Raw genomic sequence first — 18,603 nt, 5'->3', positions numbered from 1 at the left:
GCCTTGGCAACCATGAGCGACGCAATGCGATTCTGCGGAATGCCCGGAGCGGACATGATGGCCTCCGTTTCATATGCCCCGCGCGAGAAACACGCGGGACCAAGTGGAACAGACTTCGTTCCGATCCATGCAGACTCCCGCCTGCAGGAGACACCATACAACAAGAATTCGATTTGCAAAAACCTACGATTGTCACACATGACCACATGGATCGACGTATTGACAGCTCGATGACATCTGTGGTTTTAGGCAACGCTGGCAAAATCGGCTGATGATGGAAGGCGCGTGTTTTGCGTGGTTTCCAGGCCCGGTCCATGGCGCGATACCTCTCCGACGACGTTCTGCACCGTTTGCGCACCGTGGCCGGTGAATCGGAACTTCAGCCGGGTACGACATTTGCGGACCGATATCGCATCGATAGCTATGTGGGCGTCGGCGGCATGGGCGTTTTGTTTCGCGCTTTCGATACGAAACTGCAGCGCGTGGTGGCGCTCAAGGTGCTGCACCGCGATCGCACGCGCAGCGCGCTGTCCAAAGAGTCGGAACGCGTCTTGCGCGAGGCGCGCGCCGCCGCCGCGCTGAATCATCCGAGGGTCGTCGCCATTCACGATGTGGGCGAGCACGATGGCGTGGCCTTCATCGCCATGGAGCTCGTCGAGGGGCGCTCGCTCCGCACGTTGGTGGGGACGCGATCGAGCGCCCCGTTCGACGAGCGGGTGCGCTGGATGATGGAAGTTGCAGGCGTTTTGGCCGCCGCCCACGACAAAGGCCTGGTGCACCGCGATGTCAAACCCGACAATGTGATGCTCACCGCCGAAGGGAGCATCAAGGTGCTCGACTTCGGGATCGCGCGCTACCACGATTCGACCCTCGAGGAGCTCGAAGCCCCCGGCGATGAGAAACGGACGACGGAGAGCCTGACCACGCGGCACCTGGGAACCCCCGGCTACGTGGCCCCCGAGCAGCTGCACAGCGAAGACTCCGACGGGCGCGCGGACCAATTTGGGTGGGCGGTCACCGCCTACGAGCTGTTCACCGGCGAGCTGCCTTGGACCAAGGGGCTCGATCTCCAAGGCTCCTATGGCACCATGAAGCCGCTGCGCGGCGACATTCCGCCCCGGATCGCGAGCATCCTGGGACGGGCGCTCGCCAAGGACCGCGACAAGCGCTTTCCGTCGATGAACCATGTGCTCTCGGCGCTCCAAGCCGCCGCGCCCCAGGCGCTTCAAGGCGGAAACGGCGCGGCGGACGCCTTCGGCTCGAACCGCGCCATGGGCACGGGCCGCACGAACGATGCGGCGCGCAACGCCGAGCCGGCGGGCAACGCCGAGCCGGCGCGCAACGCCGAACGGGCGCGCAACGCCGAGCGGGCGCGCGGGCGGGCTTCGTGGTGGGATGCTCCGCATCGGGCCCGCATTTTGCTCGCGATCTTGGCGCTCGCGGCCGGCGTCACCGTGGCGGGGAGCTTCATCGCCGGGCGGCGCGCGACCTCGGTCTCACCAGGGGCGGGGGCAGGGGCAGCGCCGGCCCCGGCGGCGACGGTGGTGACGGATCTTCCCATTTCGCCCCAGTGCAGCCCCCAGGCGGCGGCGCTGTATCGAAGTGGGTTATCGTATTTGCAAGAATCGAATTGGGATCGCGGGCATATGGCCATGGAAAAGGCGGCGGAGGTGGACCCGTTTTGCCCGGAGGTCCAATTGCGATTGGTCATTACCGGTGAAAGCCATTATCCCATTGCCAAACAGCGCGAGCAGTTCCAGCGCGCGACCCGGCTCCGCGACGCGCTGAGCGAGCGCGATCGCATGCTGCTCGACGCGTGGTCGAACGTGGTGCTCTTCGAGCCGCCCGATCGCATCGCCCAGATCAAGGTGCTCGAAGAGGCCATCGCGCGATACCCGCTCGACTCGGAGCTCCTGTCCACGACGGCCATCGCGCGGGTCAACTACGTGAAGACCGCGGCGTATCACGTGCACACGATCGAGCTGGCGAAGCGCGCCGCGGTGCTCGATCCCGAGAGCGGCGATGCGTGGCAGGCGGAGGGCCGCGCGCTCTGGCGCATGGGCAAGCTCGACGAGGCCCTCGCCGCGTTCCAGAGGTGCCTCACGGTGCGGCCGGCGTCCACCGATTGCCTGCTCGACGCCAGCACCATCGCCCTCGACCAAGGCGACTGCGCGCGCTCGGCCGAGAGCATCGAACGATGGTTGGAGCGCGCCCCGGACAGCGAACGCGGGCACGCGCTCCTCGCCCAGGCCAAGGCGAGCGCCGGCGCCCCCGAGGCGGCGGTCGAAGAGGTGCTCGCGCGGCGCTGGAGCCTCTTGCCGCCCGAGTTGGTGCCCGTCGTGCGGCTGCACGATCGGGCGCGGCTGGCGGCGCTCCGCGGCCACTTCGAGCGCGCTAGGGAGCTGGCCGACGAGCTGGCGAAGAAGGTGGAGAGCTCGTCGGCGCTGGCCGCGCACCAGCGCGCGCTGGATCTGCTCTTCGAGCTGTTCGCGGAGACGGGCCAAACGAAGCAGGCCGCGGCCATCGCCGAGCAGTACCTTCTCCGCAAGGACGTGTGGATGGGCTCGGACATCGACATGACCCACGAGAGCCGCGACAACGTCTTCGGGCTCGAGCCGAGGATGCTGGGTCTCCTCTTTGGCGAGGGCCGGCTTACGCCTCCGAGCTGGCGCGGCAAGGCGCAGTCCTGGGAGCAGCGCACGCGCGCGACCTTGGGCCCCCGCGATGCGTGGGCGTACGGCTACGGCCCCGTGAGCCATGCGCGCGCGGAAGCCGAACGCATCTGGGCGAGCCGTCCGCCCGAGGGCGAATTTGCCGCGAGCGTCGGCTTGGGCGTGTCCCCCGCGCAGGTGCTCGAGGGGCGCATCGCGCTCATGGCCGGCCACGCGGAGGAGGCCGTGCGCTTGCTGCAACCGGCGACCCGGCGCTGCCGCGATCTGTCCAGGCCCTTCCTCTACACCGAGGGGGAGCTCTGGCTCGGCCTCGCCAAGGAGCGCGCGGGCGACGTGCCCGGCGCGTGCGAGGCCTACGGCGTGGTGCTCCAGCGCTGGGGCAGCGCCAAGCCGCGCTCGAAGACCGCCGACGAGGCGCGAACCCACGCACGAACGCTGGGGTGCACGCCGCCGGGCGATGCCCGCGAATGACGTTGGGGCGCGCAAAACGCGAGCAACGCGAACGACGCGGCAACGCGAACGACGCGACAACGCGAACGACGCGGCAACGCGAAGGACGACCTGGCGCGATCAGTCGCGGGTGCTCGCCACCCGCTCTTTGCGCTCCTTGGCGACGAGGGGAAAGCCGCGCCACGCCTCGGCGTAGTTGCAGCCGGGGTTCCACATTAGCCAGCCGGTGCTGCCGGCTTTTTCGGCCTCGGCGGCCTCGGTCAGCAAGTACTTCGGCCCGTAGTTGGGCGCGCGCCACCCGAAGGCTTGCAGCCACGGGCGAACCACCGCCAGAGGCTTGGCGTTGTCGCCGCCGGCACCCTTCGCCCCGTTCACCTTGGAGAGCTTCGCCAAGGTCTCGCGCGTGCCGATGCCGACGATCTCCGGGTGCGTGCCGGGCGCGTCCCAGCCCATGAACCCTTTGTCGTAGTGGGCCGGGTAGGTCATGGGCGAGAGGGCTTCGACCTCGGGGCCGAGCAGCGCGATGTCCTGCCCCAGGTTGTGCACGTCGGTGATGGTGCCGGTGGCGGTCACCCCAAAGATATCCAGTGAAAGAGGAACGCCGCGCGCCTTGGTGACCTCGTGCACCTTGCGCACGAAGCCGACGATGACCTTCTCGCGCGATCCATCGGGCGGGGGCAGCACGGCGTTGCCCAGGCCGCGCTGCACGGGGAAGCGCACGTAGTCGAGCTGGATCTCGTCGGCGCCGGCGTCGATTTCCTCTTTGGTCAGCTCGACGATGTAATTTTGCGCTTCCTCGTTGGCGGGATCGAGCCAGTCGACCGGGTACGGGCCGCCCCATTTGCCGCGGATGGATAGGCGCGGGGCCTTCACCGCGGCCCAGGGATCGTGAAAGCAGCTGTTGCGCATGATGACCCGCACGCCGCGCGCGTGCGCAAAGCGGATGGCGCGCGCGAGATCGGCGATGGGCGCCTTTTTCGTGGCCCCGGTCTCGATGGCCACGGGGACCTTCGAGGGGTACGTGACGGGCCCCATGTAGTCCTTGCCGTCGAGCACCACCGCGTTCATGCCGTGCGCGACCAGGCGATCCAGCGTTTCAATCCAGGGTTTGGCCGCCATGGCGCCGACCAGGAAGATGCCCCGCAGCGCCTTGTCCTCGGGCCAGCCGAGGCGATCGTGCTCTGCGTCTTTGTATGGCTCGGAGAGCAGGTGCGGGATCTCCACCGTGCCGGCGAGCCGCGGCTTCTTTTTCTTGAGCTCTGCGGCCAGATCGTCCGCCAGGTACACATCGGTGATATCGAGGTACGCCTTGGCGATGGACAGGTGCGTGTCCTTCGGATCGATGGTGTGGACCACGCGGATCGCTTCACCGCCCCCGGCCTCGATGGCGCCGCCCTTGGGGATGCGCGGCTCGAGCCACGCGCGAAACTCGGCCCGCGGATCGCGCTTGTCGCGCTTTTCGGGTTCTTCGGCGGGCTTTCGAGGTCCCTCGGGAAGCGCCGAGTTGCCCGAGCTCGCCCCATCGCTCCGATGAACGGTCGATAGCTCCAGGTGGGCGTTATGCTCCGCCTCGGCTGGTCGCGTGCTGGCATGACCACCTCCGCACGCGGATAACGCGAACGAGGGTGGGATGGGCGCGAGGAGCGCAAGGCCGGCGAGCCAAATCCGTCCGAGACCGACCGTCGAGTGGCGGCACGTGCGCACGCGCGCACCGCGAAGTGCACTTTGCATCGTTCGAAAGGATTCCGCGAGAGGAGCGAATGGGCAACAATTTGTGCTAGGACCAGGGCACCCACGTGATGGATTGGCCGACCCGCAAAACCTCCGAGCTCGATGCGAGCGAAAAGAAAAGCTTCGGTAAGGGCGTTTTTCGCAAATGCGACGGGTGCGGCGCCACCATCCCCACCGAAACGCTCTTCGCCAACTTCGAAGTGTGCCCAGACTGCGGGCAGCACCACAAGCTTGCTGCGCCGCGTTGGCGGGACCTGCTGCTCGACAATGGCGAGCTCGAGGAGTGGGACGCGCATCTCAAGCCGGCCGATCCCCTTCAATTTTCGGACGGCAAGCCGTACGGCGAGCGGATCACCGCCACGCAAAAGGCCTCGAAGGCCGCCGAGGCCATCGAGATCGGCCATGGCTCCATCGGCGGGCGCCCCATCGCATGGGGAGCTTTTCTCTTCGGCTTCATGGGCGGATCGATGGGCTCCGTGGTGGGCGAGAAGATCGCGCGGCTCTTCGAGCGCGCGACCAGCTCGCGGCTGCCGGTGGTGCTCCTGCAATCGTCGGGCGGCGCGCGCATGCAGGAGGGCATCCTCAGCCTGATGCAAATGGCCAAGACGGTGGCCGCGCTCGAGCGCCATCGCACGGCTCGCCTGCCGTACATCAGCGTTCTTTTGCACCCGACCACCGGCGGTGTGGCGGCCAGCTTTGCGCTGCTGGGCGACGTGAACATCGCCGAGCCCAAGGCGCTCATCGGGTTCGCCGGGCCGCGCGTCATCGAGACGACCATCCGCCAAAAGCTCCCCGAGGGCTTTCAACGCAGTGAATTTTTGCTCGAGCACGGTATGGTCGACCGCATCACCAGCCGGCTCGAGATGAAGAACGAGCTGGCGTTGGTCCTCGGTCACCTCGCTCCGTTTTCGCTCCCGTTCGCGCGTCCCCGGCCCGACGGCGCCTCGCGCCCTCGACCCGACGGCGCCGCCGAGTAGAGAGCAGCCCGTGGGTGCTCCGCGCCTCGAGCTGGTGCTGCAGGACCTCTACGCGCGCGTGCCGCGCGGCATCGAGCTGGGCTTGGCGTCGATGCATGCAGCATGCACGCGATTCGATTTTCCCGAGCGCGCCTACGAGGCGGTGCACATCGCGGGCACCAACGGCAAGGGCTCGACGGCCGCCATGGTGGAGCGCATCGCGCGCGAGGCGGGGAAAAAAACGGGGCTCTACACGTCGCCGCACCTGCATCGCTTCGCGGAGCGCATTCGCGTGGGGGGCGAGCCTCTCGACGACGCCGTCTTGGCCGAGCTGCTCCACGACGTGCTCCGACGCGAGCCGGGGCTCACGTTCTTCGAGGCGGCGACCTTGACCGCGTTCCTGGCGTTTCGCGAGGCGCGGGTGGATCTGGCGGTGCTGGAGGTGGGGCTCGGCGGGCGGCTGGACGCGACCAACGTGATCCCTTCGCCGCGTTCGGCGGCCATCACGCGCATCGCGTTCGACCACCAGGACAAGCTGGGCAACACCTTGCCGGAGATCGCGCGCGAGAAGGCGGCCATCGCCAAGCCGGGGCTCGACATCGTGCTGGGGCCCATGAGCGCCGAGGTAGAAAGCGCCATCGTGGAGGTCGCGTCCCGCGCCGGCGCCACCACGTCCCGCGCGGCGGAGCTCGCGGCCGGCGCGAACATCGCGCACATCGGGCTGCCGGGCGCGCATCAACTGGACAATGCGCGCATCGCGTGGGTCATCGGCGAGCGGCTCGGGATCGCGCCCGAGACGCGCGCGCGCGGCATCGCCAACGTGACATGGGCGGGGAGGCTCGAGCGGCTCGAGACGGCCGAGGGCCCCGTTCTCCTCGATGCGGCGCACAACCCGGACGGGGCGGGATCGCTGGCGGAGCAGCTCGGATCGTTGCAAGCGCGAGGCGCGCTCGTTCCATCGGAGACGGCCTTGATCTTCGGCGCGCTGGCGGACAAGGCGTGGCCGAACATGATCGATCGCATCGCGCCCTTCGCCGCCACGCGCATCTATGTGACGCCCAAGGGGCGAAAGCCGGCCGATCCGCGCGCGATCGCGGCGCGCTGCGCGGGGCTGGTCGCGGGCTCGTTCGAGGAGGCCATCGCGGAGGCGCGCACGCGCGTGGGACGCGGGCTCGTCCTGGTGACGGGATCGATCTTTCTCGTGGGCGAGGCGCGGGGAAAGCTGCTCGGCATCGAAGGCGATCCGCCGGTCGCGCTCTAGCAATCACGGCGCGCCAGCCTCGATCGCGATGTCGCGTCCTCGTTCGAGTGTCGCGTTTCGAGACATGTCGCGCGCGGGCTCGCGGGGCGCGATCGCGCGGCGCGTCTCGCCCTAGAGAGGGCGCACCTCTTGTGATAAACTTCGCATCCCTTACGTTCGCACCCGTGCAGTACTCATCGGGGAGTCCCTTGGGAGGTTTCTGTCATGCCGAGCTTCGACATCGTCTCGAAGGTGCAGTGGAACGAGGTCGATAACGCCTTGAACCAGTCTCAGAAGGAAATCGCGCAGCGGTTCGACTTCAAGGACACCGGTACAGCCATCGAGCGCAACGAAGAAGGAATCACCATCCGGTCCGCGAGCGAGGAGCGGGTCAAGGCTGCCTACTCCGTTCTGCAGGACAAGCTCGTGAAGCGCAAAGTGAGCCTCAAGCATCTCGATCCGCAAAAGCCGGAGCCCACCGGCAAAGGCGGCTCGAAAATGCTCGTCAAAGTGAAAGAGGGAATCGACGGCGACCACGCCAAGGACCTCGTCCGCCGCATCAAGGACAGCAAAATCAAGGTCCAGGCGTCCATCCAAGAAGCCCAAGTGCGCGTCAGCGGAAAAAACCGCGACGACCTGCAATCCGCGATTCAACTCGTCAAAGAAGCGAATCTCCCCCTCGAGTTGCAGTTCATCAATTTCCGCGACTAGGGCGCGCGCGGCTCAGCTCACGCGCGGACAAAAACGAAACGGGAAGCGTCTCACCGACGCTTCCCGTTTTTTTTTGGCCCCGTGCGATCCCCTACTCGATGATCACGCTCGGCTCCTCACCGCGCAGCATCCCACCACCGTTCGTCGCCGAAGGCTCCGCGTGGTGCTCCTCTTTCTCCGGCTCCTCCGCGTGCGCGCGCTCCTTGCTGTGATCCTTCGCAAGAAGCACGTACACCGACGGAACGACGAAGAGCGTGAACAGCGTACCGATGAACATACCGCCCACCAGCACGATGCCGATGGAGTTACGCGCCACGGCGCCCGGCCCCGTCACGAGGGTCAGCGGAAAGTGCCCGGCGATGGTCGCGACGGTGGTCATCAAGATGGGACGCAAGCGCGTTTGAGCGGCCTCGCGCACCGCCTCGAGCTTGCTCAGCCCACCCTCCACCTGCCGATGGTTCGCGAACTCCACGATGAGGATGCCGTTCTTCGCGATGAGGCCCACGAGGGTGACCAGACCGACCTGCGAATAAATGTTCAAGGTCGTGGTCCACCCCTCCGTGAGCGGAAAGCGCATGCCCGGCGGCCCGGTGAACTTCAGGAAGGTGAAGATGAGCGCACCGAACATGGCCAGCGGAACGGAGCCCGCCAGAATGACGAACGGATCGCGGAACGAGTTGAACTGCGCCGCGAGCACCAGGAAGATGAGCAAGAGCGCCAGCCCCATGGCCGGGAGGAACTTGCCGCTCTCCGTGCGCAGCTGCCGCGAGCCGCCGGTGTAGTCCACGCGGTAGCCCTGGGGAAGGATCTCCTGCGCCTTCTTCTCGAGCGCCTGCAGCGCGCCGTCGACGGACTGCGTGGCCATGCCCGAGAGCTTGACCGCGTTGAGCTGCTGGAAGCGGTTGAGCGTCCTCGGCTCCACGCCGTCTTTGAGCTTGGCGATGGAGCTGAGCGGAATGAGCTCGCCCTTCGGACCCGTCACGTGGACGTTCATCAGATCCTCGGGCGTGAGGCGCCCCGCGCGCTCGATCTGCGGGATGACCTTGTAGCTGCGACCGTCGATGTTGAAGCGGTTCACGAAGTTACCGCCCAACATGGCCGAGAGATCCGCGCCCACCGCCTGCATGCTCAGGCCCATGGTCGAGACCTTGTCGCGATCGAGCACGATCTCCGTCTTGGCTTGGTCGATCAGCACGTCCGCGAACGGCGGGAACATGAACTGACCGCTCTTCATCGCCTCGAGCTGCAGCTGCTCGGCGAACCGCAAAATCTCGTCGTGCGGCGCCGTGGACGCGATCACGAACTCCACCGGCAAAAGGCCCGGGTTCGGCAGCGGCGGGAGCAAGAAGGCCGGCGCCCGAACCCCCGTGATCCCGGACATCGCCGGCGTGACCTCGTTCTGAATGTCGAAGATGTTGCGCTTGCGCTGATCCCACGGCTTGACCAGCAAGCCTCCGACCGCGAACTTGGGCGACGTGATCTGGAAGCTGTGCTCGAACTCGGGCACCGTCTTGAAGATGCGGTCGATCTCGGTCACGTAAGGCGTCATCTGCTCCATGGTCGCGTTGGGCGGCAGCTGGAGCGACGTGAAGACGATGCCCTGATCCTCGTTGGGCGCGAGCTCGTTGGGCGAGAACATGTACAGCGGCGCGATGAGGAGCGTGATGCCGCCCCACGCGAAGTACACCATGCCGCGGTGCGCGAGGGTCGCGTTCAACATGCGGGTGTACGCGCGGCGGACGGCGTCGAACGCGCGATCGACATGCGTGACCAGCCACCGGTTGCTGTGCTGCCCGGCGAGCACCTTGGAGGCCATCATGGGCGAGAGCGTGAGCGCCACCACGCCCGAGATGAACACCGCGCCCGCCAGGGTGAAGGCGAACTCGCGGAAGAGCGCGCCCGTCAATCCGCCCTGGAAGCCGACGGGCGCGTACACGGCCGCGAGGGTGATCGTCATGGCGATGATGGGCCCGACGAGCTCCCGAGCGCCCGCGAGCGCCGCCTGCAGGGAGTTCTTTCCGAGCTGGATGTTGCGGTCCACGTTCTCGACCACGACGATGGCGTCGTCGACCACGAGACCGACCGAGAGCACGATGGCCAGGAGGGTCAAGAGGTTCACGGTGAAGCCCATGACCTGCATCAGGAACACGGCGCCGATGAGCGACACCGGGATCGCCAGGACCGGCACGATGACCGTGCGGATGGACCCGAGGAACAGGAAGATGACCACCATGACGATGAGGATCGTCTCGATGAGCGTGTGCGTAACCTCGTGGATGGCGCTCTCGATGTACTGCGTCGAGTCGTAGGCCACGAAGGCTTGCATGCCGGTCGGCAGCTCTTTCTGCACGATCTCGATCTCGCGGCGCACCTTCTTGATGACGTCCAGCGAGTTGGCGCTGGGGAGCACCCACACGCCCATGAAGACGGCCTGGGTGCCGCTCATGCGCACGTCTTGGTCGTAGGTCTCGGCGCCGAGCACCACGTCGGCCACGTCGGAGAGGCGGACCAAGGTGTCGCCTTGCTGCTTGACCACCAGCTTCTTGAACTCGTCGAGGGTCTTCAGGTCGGTGGTCGCCGACAGGTTGACCGTCATGAGCTGGCCCTTGGTCTCACCGACCGCGGACAGGTAGTTGTTCGCCGCCAACGCCTGGCGAACCTGCGCGGGGCTGATGTTGAGCGCCGCCATGCGCTCGGGCTTGAGCCACGCGCGGATGGCGAACGAGCGCCCGCCGAGGATGTCGGCGCGCTGCACGCCGTCGATGGCCGTGAGGCGCGGCTGAATGATGCGGGTCAGGTAGTCGGTGACCTGGTTCTCCGCCAGGATGGTGGAGCTGAAGCTCAGATACATCGCGGCGATGGCCGCGTCCGAGGGCTCGATGTTGATGGCCGGCACCTCCGCTTCTGGAGGCAAATCGGCGCGCACTTGGTTGACGCGCGCGCTGATGTCGGCCAACGCGTCACCCGCGTTGAAGTTGAGCTTCAGGCGGACGTTGATGGTCGATAATCCCTGAACGCTCTGCGACTCGATGTAGTCGATGCCGTCGGCCGCCGCGATGGCGCGCTCCAGCGGGGTGGTGATGAAGCCTCGAACCAAGTCGGCGGCGGCGCCGACGTACACCGTTTTGACAGTGACCGTCGCGCTCTCGAGCTTCGGGTACTGCCGCGTGTTCAAGGTGCGAATCGCCTGCAACCCGGCGACGATGATCACCAAGTTGACGACGATGGCCAGAACGGGCCGGCGGATGAACAGATCGGTCAATTTCATGGCCTTCTCCGCTCACTTGTTCTCGACCGCAGGGTTGAGCTGCGGTTTTGGCTGCACCTTGTTATCGATCGTGATGGGCGCGCCGTTGCGCAGTTTGAACGCGCCCGAGGTCACGACCTCCTGGCCCGCCTTGATCCCATCGAGGATCTCGACGAAGTCGCCGCGCGCCTCCCCCACCCGCACGAACTGCTGCCGCGCGGTCTTGATGGGCCTGCCATCCGGCGTCTTGGTACCACCCGGAGCATCCGCCTTCTTGTCCTCGGCCACGAAGACCGAGTCCCCGTACGGCGCGTGGACCACGGCCGGGAGGGGCACGGTCACCGTGCTCGCCCGCGTGGGCAGAACGACCGAAACGTTGACGAACATACCGGGCCGAAGCTTCTCGTCCTTGTTCGGCACGCTTGCCCGCACCTTGATCGCGCGGGTCGCCGTATCGATGGAAGGGTCGACGGCCGCGACCGTTCCTTCACGCGGCGCGCCCGCGTCCTCGGTGCTCTCGAGGCGAACGGGCATACCGACCGTAATATCGGAGAGCCGCTGCTGCGGGAGGGTGAAGTCCACGTACACGGCGTTGATGGCTTCGAGCACCGTCAGCGAGGTGCCCGGGCTCAAATACTGACCGAGGTTGACGTTGCGAATGCCGAGCCGGCCCGAGAAGGGCGCCCGAATCTGCTTGCGCGCGATCTGCGCTTTGATGTTCTCGACGTCGGCCGTGGCGGTCTTGAGCTGCGCGTCGTCGGTGTCGAGTTGGGACTGCGCGATGGCGCCCTTCTCGACGAGCGCACGGGTGCGCGTGACGTTCGTCATGGCCAGCTCCTTACGAGCTTCGGCCGATGCAAGCTGCGTGCGCTCGACGTTCACATCGAGTTCGACGAGAACTTGACCCTGTCGAACGACCTGCCCGGACTCGAAGCTGATCCGAGTTACCACACCTGGGGCATCGTTGCTCAGAGCCACCCCTTTGAGGGAAGTTACGCTTCCCACGGCCGACAACGTTCCCTCCCAGGTCTGTTCGCTCGCGACGGCCGTACCGACCGACTCGGGTGGCGGCCCTTGTTTGGCGGCCTCCTTTCCCATCGCCATCAGGTTGGAGATTTGCCAACCTTTGACTCCACCAAGAATTCCAATGACCAGGATAAGCCCCAACACCGCAAGGAGGGCCCGGCCTACTGCTGCACGTGCGTTCCGCATTCGTTTTCGCGCTCCGGAGGGAGCAATAGGGTCGCACAAAAACGAATCCAGCAGGGATTCAGCAGACATGACGAGATCGTCGATCGCGGTGGGTCGCGCTTTCTGCGCGAGGCGGGCGCCTTAGGCACCTGCAAGAGCAGCTGGAGGCCGTTCGGATGGGGTGCTCTCGGCCCCGTACGGGGTCGTCTTTCGTGTAATGTTCCGGGCCCGAATGAGATCGACCGAAAAAACGCCCAGCACGAACAAGCGGAACGCGCGCTCGACACAAGGTAATGGATCGGAAGCGGGCTCTATCCCCGCGACGGCTGCAGACGCTCCAGAGCCCGTGCTTCCTGCACGGCCCACGGTGATGCGCAATTTATTCGGGACCGACGGTGTGCGGGGGACGGCCAACGAAATGCCGATGACCCCCGAGCTGGCGATGCAGCTCGGACGCGCGGTCACGTTCCTGGTGGGGCGCGGGAAAAAGCACGTTCCGCGCGTCCTCATTGGCAAAGATACGAGGCTTTCCGGTTACATGCTGGAGCAAGCCCTCGCCGCTGGAATCTGCTCGATGGGCGGTCGGGTCATTCTCTGCGGGCCGGTCCCCACCCCTGCGGTAGCCCATTTGACGACCGCCATGCGGGCCGACGCGGGAATCGTGATCAGCGCCAGCCATAATCCATATCAGGACAACGGGATCAAGATTTTTGGCGAGGACGGCTTCAAGCTGCCCGACGAAGAAGAGGCGGAAATCGAGCGCTTGATGGGCCAAGACGCGCTCCTCAGCCCCCGCCCCACGGGGCCCGGCATCGGGCGCGCCGAAAAACTGGAAGACGCGCGCGGACGCTACGTCACTTTTGCAAAGAACACATTCCCGCGCGATCTCACCTTGGACGGTGTGCGCGTGGTGGTCGACGCCGCCCATGGCGCGGCCTACAAAACGGCGCCCAGTGTCTTTGCGGAGCTGGGGGCCAGCCTTTGGTGCCTGGGGGTCAAGCCCAATGGCACGAACATCAACCGCGACGCCGGTGCATTGCACCCCGATAATGTGCGGGCCGAGGTGGTGCGACGTCGTGCACACATCGGTATTGCGCTGGATGGCGATGCCGACCGGCTCATCGTGGTTGACGAAAAAGGTCAAATCGTCGACGGCGACGCGGTGATGGCCATGTGCGCCAGCCGGATGCTCATGGCCGGCGAGCTGAAAAAAAATACATTGGTGGCCACCGTGATGAGCAACTTGGGCTTGGAACGGGCGATCGAGACCATGGGCGGCAAGATGATCCGCACCGCGGTGGGCGATCGCTACGTGGTCGAGGCCATGCGCTCGGGCGGCTACAATTTGGGCGGTGAGCAATCGGGGCACTTGATCTTTCTCGATCATGCGTCCACCGGCGACGGGACCATCGCGGCGCTGCAGGTCCTGGCGCTGATGATGCGCACCGGAAAGCCGCTCTCCTCCCTCGCGCACGCCTCGATGGAGCGCGTGCCGCAGGTGCTGGAAAACGTAAACCTCGCTGCACGAAAGCCGCTGGAGGAAATGCCGACCCTCAGCGCCTTGAGCGACAAGGTGAAAAAGGGGCTTGGCGACGAGGGGCGCATCCTCATTCGCTGGAGCGGCACGGAGCCCAAGCTCCGCATCATGCTGGAGGGGCCGAACCCCGATCAGCTGGTGATCTGGGCCAAGGATCTGGCCACGGCCGCCAAGAAAGATACGCGCGCGGAGTAGCGCCGGTCACCGTGCACGCCGCGCGCGGAGGGCGCTCAGCGTATGAACCCCGCGAGGATGGTGGTGTCGCCGGCGGCCTGCGTGTCGTCGGCCGCCACCGTAAACGACCAGACGAGATCGCGGGTGGTGCAGTTGCTGGCGAGGTCGCAGACGCCGGCCTTGATGCGCGCCGTGTACGTCTTCCCGGGCTCGAGGCGAATGGCATTCGGAAAGAGCCCCCAGGCGCCGTCGCCAATGGGATCGACCCAAGCGGGCACGGGGCCGTGCGGGCCCTCCAGGGTAAAGGTGCGCGCATCCAGGGCGCGTATGGGCTTGGAGACGAAGGCCTTGACCACCACGTCCGGGTAAACGCGGTCGGCGTTGGGCGCGGGGTAGGTCTGCACGCGCGGCGCCGAGGTGTCTGGCGCCACGCCATCGATGGGGATCTCCAGGCTGCGCGCGACCATGGGAACGGGCGGAGCGCCTTCGACCACCGCGGGCTCGGTGGAGGGCTTGCGGCCATCGCAACGGCCGCCGAGGACGCACGGCTCGAGCACGAAGTTTTCGTTGGTGTCGGCCATGTTGCCGAGGAACTTCAGGGCCACGATGGCCTCCACGGATTGGTAGTACACCGAGGCCGCCACCGCGATGGGGCCGCGCGTTCCGGCGGGGACCATGACCGAGTAGCGATGGATGGCCTTCGTCGCCTCCGGCTGCGGCATGGGCTTGAAGCGCGTGTCGCTCAAGAACGAATCGTCGAACAGATCGCCGTTGCCGTTGATGTCCTTGAACTGTACGAGCCCCGTCGGGTTCGAGGCATCCACCACGCGGCCGCCCTCGTCGATGGGCAAGCCCGCCTTGTTGGTGACGAGGTTCAGCGGGGCGGCATAGGGCAGATCGAGCGTGGGGCAGCCATCGCCGAGGGATGCCACCGCCTTGAACTGAGGCGCATAGGGATCGGCGGAGCCGGCCGGGAGCTTCCAGTTGCAGCCGGGGAAGCTGGGGTCGACCATTTCTTCAGTGGTCAAGTTGCCGATGCCGACCGAGGTGCGGCCCCACACCGCGTCGCGGATGGGGAGCTCGGTGCCGGTGGCGAGGTCGTAGGCGTGCACCGCCAGCCACGCGTTGCGGCCCTCGGGGAAGCCGGTGGGAAAATCGTGCCCGCTGCCGGTGTTGGCCAAGGTGATGGCGATGGGGAGCGGCTCGCCGGCGCGCGCGGAGCGCGAGCTGGTGAGATCCATTCGAAGCACGTGCCGCAGCCGGTCCCACGCCATGCGCGCTTGCTGCGCGTACGGGCCTTTGCGGTCGGTGTGCGCCCAGACGGCGCGTGAGTACGGGCTCTTGTGGTCCGCCGAGGAGAAGCTGGTGGCGAGCAGCTCGGGGTACGGCGCCACGCGGCCGGCCGAGTCGATGCCTTTGCCGATGAGATGGGGCACCAGCGCATTTCCACCCACGAAGTGGTGCGTAAAGAAGGGGCGCGGCTTGCCGCCCTCGGCGACGGGCGCGTTGGGGATGGGCAGCGGGCGTCCCGGCTCGCCGTTTTCGTACAGGGTTTGGGCGGTGCCGGGCTGGCCGAAATCTTGTTGCATATGGCAGCTCTGGCAATCGCGTTTGGTGCGCGGATCGAAGTTGCGATTGCCGGGGCGATCGGCGTAGCGGCTGTTTGCCCACTCCGTGTACGTGCGCTCGATGGGAAATCCGCCCACCCATTTGCCCACGTGGTTGCGGATGGGCAAGGCGTTCGTCACGTCGTGGCAGGAGGCGCACATCTCGGATCGAACGAACATGGCTTGGTGGAAGCCGCGGTGCTTGGAGGGGTCCACCACCTGGTACGGGACGTCTTGTCCGAAGACCTGGCTGGTGTTCGTATCGATGGGCGAGAGCGGCGCGTTCGCGGCGAGCGGCCCCACGCGCTCGGGGTTGGCGATGGCGTGGGGCGAGAGGCGGTAGGAGCCGGCGCCGATGCTGTAGCCCAGGTTTCGCACCGTCGGGTCGGCGACGCCAAAGGCGTCCTCTTGGGCCGGAGGGAGCAGCTCGGCGCGGGTCCGCTCGCCCACGGCCGGAGCGTATTCGTTGCCGCTGCGCGCATAATTGTGGAAGGGCGTATCGCGGGTGGCCGTGAAGCTATGGCAGACGGCGCAGAAGACGCCGTTTTTGCCGGGCTCGGTATTTCGATATTGCGAATCCAGGGTTGCGAACGCGAACCCCGTCCCATTGTCGGAGGTGGGATTGAAGCGCGGATCGAGCTTGCCCGACTCCAGCCCGGTCTCGCGATCGACGGTCACGTTGTGCAGGGGCACGTTGTCGATGAAATTGGCCGGCATATGGCAGCGCGAGCAAAACCCGTCGAGCAACGAGCCGGGGCGCGACACCGTGTGGGTGCCCGAGGCGAGGGAGAACTCCGAAGCGCACGCCCCCTCCTTGGCGAAGGGATTGTGGCGGGCCTTGGGCGTGCCATCGGGCGGCGCGGGGGTGTCGCACTCTCCGTTGGTGGAGACGGCGCGCGCGAGCAAAAGGAACGCGCCGCGCCAGACCGGATCGCGCCACGCGTTGGACATCATGGAGCCGTTCCACTGCTCGAAGATGGTGGCGTGGCAGTTCTTGCACTGGGCGGGGTGGTTCTGCGAGCGCCAGAGCTCTTCGTAGGGCGGCGGAAAGCTCTCCGCCTCGGCCGTGACATACGGCGGCGCCTCGGGGATGCGGTTGGGAATGTCCGTGAGGTCGACCGGCGGCTGGTACACCAGGCCCGCGGTGCCGGCCACGGTCACGGTGAGCGCCAGGGCTTTGACGGCTTTCATGCGCGACGCCGCCGGTCACCGAGGATGCGCCAGCGCGATCCGGATTGCGGCTGCTCCCCCGGCGGGGTGAGCGCGCGCCGGGTGGCCATCATGGCGGCCAACGCCACGCTGCTGAAGGGAAAGAGCGCCAGGGCGGCGAAGGCCGTGAACACGTGGAGCTGCACCAGGAACGGCATCTCGGAGAGGAACTCGGTCTGCGGGCGCGCATGGGTCAACGACGCGACGTACGGTGTCAAGGTGACCGCGGCCCACGAGGAGCCCCAACGGTAGAAGGCCGCGAGGCCCAAGCCGCTCACGATCCCGGTGAGCAGGAGCGCGAGAAAGACCACGTCGGTGATCTCGGCGGCCGCCGAGGGCGCTCGATTCCCGAAGCAGCGCCGGAGGGCGCGCGCGCCGAGCACCAGCGCGAGCAGGCCCACGGCGAACGCGGCCCCCTCCAGCGCGTACAGACGCCACGCGACCGCGTTCCACGCCAGGACGGCGCCCGGCGCGAGGAGCACCGCGAGGTGCGCCAGGGTCACCAGAATGATCACGGCGCCCGCGAGCGCGCGATGACCCGGCTTGCGGCGCTGGGACGCGCGGGACCATACGGGTTGCGCCGGCCAACGCTTGCCGAGGAGCAGAAAGCGACCGATCAGCCCCACGACGAAGGTCGCGGCGGCCACGTAAGGAATGACGGCGAAGAGGATCGCAAACTTCATCGCTTTGCTCCAATGGGATGGCTCGAGGTATCGAGCGCGACCCGGCGTAGGTAAGATTTCAAGGCAAAGATCTCCTGCGCCGTCAGGTACTCGTTGGCGGCGGAGTCGGGCGCGCGGCGGAAGCAGGGGCGCTTGAGGAACGCGCCGAGCGCGCGATCGCCGTAGCGCGTATACGTGCCCGTGAGGTCTGGCCCCAGGCTCCCGGCGGTGCCCGCGCGGCCATCGCTCACGTTGTGGCAGTTTTTGCACGCGATCCCTCCGCTGGTGAGCCGGGTCGCGCCCGCGAAGAGCGCGCGGCCTGCGTCGATGTCTCCTGGTGTCGCCAGATCGGCGGACAGATTGTCGAGGTCGATGTGCTCGGGGCCGTTGGCGGCAAACCAATCGAGCAAGGTGCCAATCTGCTCATCCGAGAGATCGTTCCAATCGGGCATTCGCATGCGTTTGTATTCTTCGTAGAGCGCCGTCGCGGTGGGGTCGCCGGCGTCGACCAGGCTCTGCGCGGAGCGAATGAACTTGATCAGCCATGCCCGATCGCGGCGCTCGGTAACGCCCTTGAGGTCCGCGCAAACCTTCGCGCCCTTTCCGAAGGTGTGGCACGCCGTGCAGCGCTGCGTGAAGATCCGTTTTGCTTCCTTGCTGCCGGCCGCGTCGGGATCGGCGCCGCGCGCGGGCCCCGCGAACGAGGCGGCAGCGACAATGACAATGGCAAGGATGCCGCCGCTCCAACGGTGCATGTCATCCCTCCTGGTGAATGGTCGTCGATTTCGAATTTGCGAACGAGCCCGGCACGCGCCGTCTCGAACGGGCTTCGCGTCTCGACATGAATATGGGAACAGACCTTACGAATTATGGCCGTTCGCGCATTTCGAGCTGCAGAAGCCTCCGGCGCGCTCGCGGGGTCGGCGTAAGAGCATTCGACCATTCCCGCACGACAAACGCTTTCCCTGCGAACGGCCGGAGACGCCGCGCGGATTGCACTGCGCGTGCCGGCGTTCGACGCACACCGCCGGGAGGAATCATCGCCATTTCGTTTTGCGAACTTCCCCGTTCGCGCGATCGCGACGATCACGCACCTGATCATCGCGATCATCGTCGCCCAGGCCGGGACCTCCCGACTTTCGACGCGTCAACGCAGCCTACCATGATCGATGCGATCGCCACACACACGCGCGCAGCGCCGTGCGTTCACCGCTGA

At 66.6% G+C, this 18,603-nt stretch carries 11 protein-coding genes; 5 read left to right on the top strand and 6 right to left on the bottom strand.

Annotation, left to right across the window (positions count from 1 at the left end):
- The first annotated feature begins 314 nt into the window (after positions 1 to 314).
- Positions 315 to 3,143 (top strand): protein kinase, encoded by a 2,829-nt coding sequence (locus LZC94_07105; protein ID WXB17035.1) that lies wholly within the window; start codon positions 315 to 317, stop codon positions 3,141 to 3,143.
- A 99-nt stretch (positions 3,144 to 3,242) separates the two neighbouring features.
- Here the strand turns inward: LZC94_07105 and LZC94_07100 are convergent, their stop codons facing one another.
- Positions 3,243 to 4,853, bottom strand: coding sequence for a putative glycoside hydrolase (locus LZC94_07100; GenBank protein WXB17034.1), 1,611 nt, complete (start codon positions 4,851 to 4,853; stop codon positions 3,243 to 3,245).
- Between the two features lie 68 nt (positions 4,854 to 4,921).
- On the opposite strand from LZC94_07100, the gene accD reads away from it, so the two are divergent.
- The 3 genes from accD (at position 4,922) to LZC94_07085 (ending at position 7,760) form a co-directional block, all read left to right on the top strand.
- Entirely contained in the window at positions 4,922 to 5,830 is a 909-nt protein-coding gene (accD, locus tag LZC94_07095; GenBank protein ID WXB20356.1) for an acetyl-CoA carboxylase, carboxyltransferase subunit beta, read from the top strand.
- A gap of 10 nt (positions 5,831 to 5,840) precedes the next feature.
- Positions 5,841 to 7,070 carry a bifunctional folylpolyglutamate synthase/dihydrofolate synthase gene (locus LZC94_07090; protein ID WXB17033.1) on the top strand — a complete coding sequence of 410 codons (1,230 nt, stop codon included), beginning with the start codon at positions 5,841 to 5,843 and terminating at the stop codon, positions 7,068 to 7,070.
- Positions 7,071 to 7,301: 231 nt separating this feature from the next.
- On the top strand, positions 7,302 to 7,760 hold the full coding sequence (locus tag LZC94_07085) for a YajQ family cyclic di-GMP-binding protein (GenBank protein WXB17032.1): 459 nt from the start codon (positions 7,302 to 7,304) through the stop codon (positions 7,758 to 7,760).
- Positions 7,761 to 7,851: 91 nt separating this feature from the next.
- Here the strand turns inward: LZC94_07085 and LZC94_07080 are convergent, their stop codons facing one another.
- Both LZC94_07080 and LZC94_07075 read right to left on the bottom strand, forming a co-directional pair.
- Positions 7,852 to 11,028, bottom strand: coding sequence for an efflux RND transporter permease subunit (locus tag LZC94_07080; GenBank protein WXB17031.1), 3,177 nt, complete (start codon positions 11,026 to 11,028; stop codon positions 7,852 to 7,854).
- Between the two features lie 12 nt (positions 11,029 to 11,040).
- Entirely contained in the window at positions 11,041 to 12,177 is a 1,137-nt protein-coding gene (locus LZC94_07075; GenBank protein ID WXB17030.1) for an efflux RND transporter periplasmic adaptor subunit, read from the bottom strand.
- Positions 12,178 to 12,568: 391 nt separating this feature from the next.
- Here LZC94_07075 and glmM point away from each other — a divergent pair, with 391 nt between their 5' ends.
- Positions 12,569 to 13,930: a phosphoglucosamine mutase gene (glmM, locus tag LZC94_07070; protein WXB20355.1), complete on the top strand. Its 1,362-nt coding sequence runs from the start codon at positions 12,569 to 12,571 to the stop codon at positions 13,928 to 13,930.
- Positions 13,931 to 13,965: 35 nt separating this feature from the next.
- On the opposite strand, the gene LZC94_07065 is transcribed toward glmM, so the two are convergent.
- Genes LZC94_07065 through LZC94_07055 form a run of 3 tightly spaced genes read right to left on the bottom strand, consistent with a single transcriptional unit; the run spans position 13,966 to position 18,142 of the window.
- Positions 13,966 to 16,707: an Ig-like domain-containing protein gene (locus tag LZC94_07065; GenBank protein WXB17029.1), complete on the bottom strand. Its 2,742-nt coding sequence runs from the start codon at positions 16,705 to 16,707 to the stop codon at positions 13,966 to 13,968.
- Positions 16,704 to 17,408: a respiratory nitrate reductase subunit gamma gene (locus LZC94_07060; GenBank protein WXB17028.1), complete on the bottom strand. Its 705-nt coding sequence runs from the start codon at positions 17,406 to 17,408 to the stop codon at positions 16,704 to 16,706. The genes LZC94_07065 and LZC94_07060 overlap by 4 nt, the downstream gene beginning before the upstream one ends.
- Entirely contained in the window at positions 17,405 to 18,142 is a 738-nt protein-coding gene (locus tag LZC94_07055; GenBank protein WXB17027.1) for a cytochrome c, read from the bottom strand. The genes LZC94_07060 and LZC94_07055 overlap by 4 nt, the downstream gene beginning before the upstream one ends.
- Positions 18,143 to 18,603: the final 461 nt, after the last annotated feature.

The sequence above is a fragment of the Sorangiineae bacterium MSr11954 genome (assembly GCA_037157815.1).
GTDB classification, from domain to species: Bacteria; Myxococcota_A; Polyangia; order Polyangiales; family Polyangiaceae; genus Pendulispora; species Pendulispora albinea.
The sequence above is the reverse complement of the archived record's forward strand: the minus strand, read 5'-3'. Positions and strand labels throughout refer to the sequence as shown.

Coding starts and splice junctions, on each gene's coding strand:
- LZC94_07105 (WXB17035.1), top strand. CDS start 315: ATGGCGCGATACCTCTCCGACGACGTTCTGCACCGTTTGCGCACCGTG.
- LZC94_07100 (WXB17034.1), bottom strand. CDS start 4,853: ATGCAAAGTGCACTTCGCGGTGCGCGCGTGCGCACGTGCCGCCACTCG.
- accD (WXB20356.1), top strand. CDS start 4,922: ATGGATTGGCCGACCCGCAAAACCTCCGAGCTCGATGCGAGCGAAAAG.
- LZC94_07080 (WXB17031.1), bottom strand. CDS start 11,028: ATGAAATTGACCGATCTGTTCATCCGCCGGCCCGTTCTGGCCATCGTC.
- glmM (WXB20355.1), top strand. CDS start 12,569: ATGCGCAATTTATTCGGGACCGACGGTGTGCGGGGGACGGCCAACGAA.
- LZC94_07065 (WXB17029.1), bottom strand. CDS start 16,707: ATGAAAGCCGTCAAAGCCCTGGCGCTCACCGTGACCGTGGCCGGCACC.
- LZC94_07060 (WXB17028.1), bottom strand. CDS start 17,408: ATGAAGTTTGCGATCCTCTTCGCCGTCATTCCTTACGTGGCCGCCGCG.
- LZC94_07055 (WXB17027.1), bottom strand. CDS start 18,142: ATGCACCGTTGGAGCGGCGGCATCCTTGCCATTGTCATTGTCGCTGCC.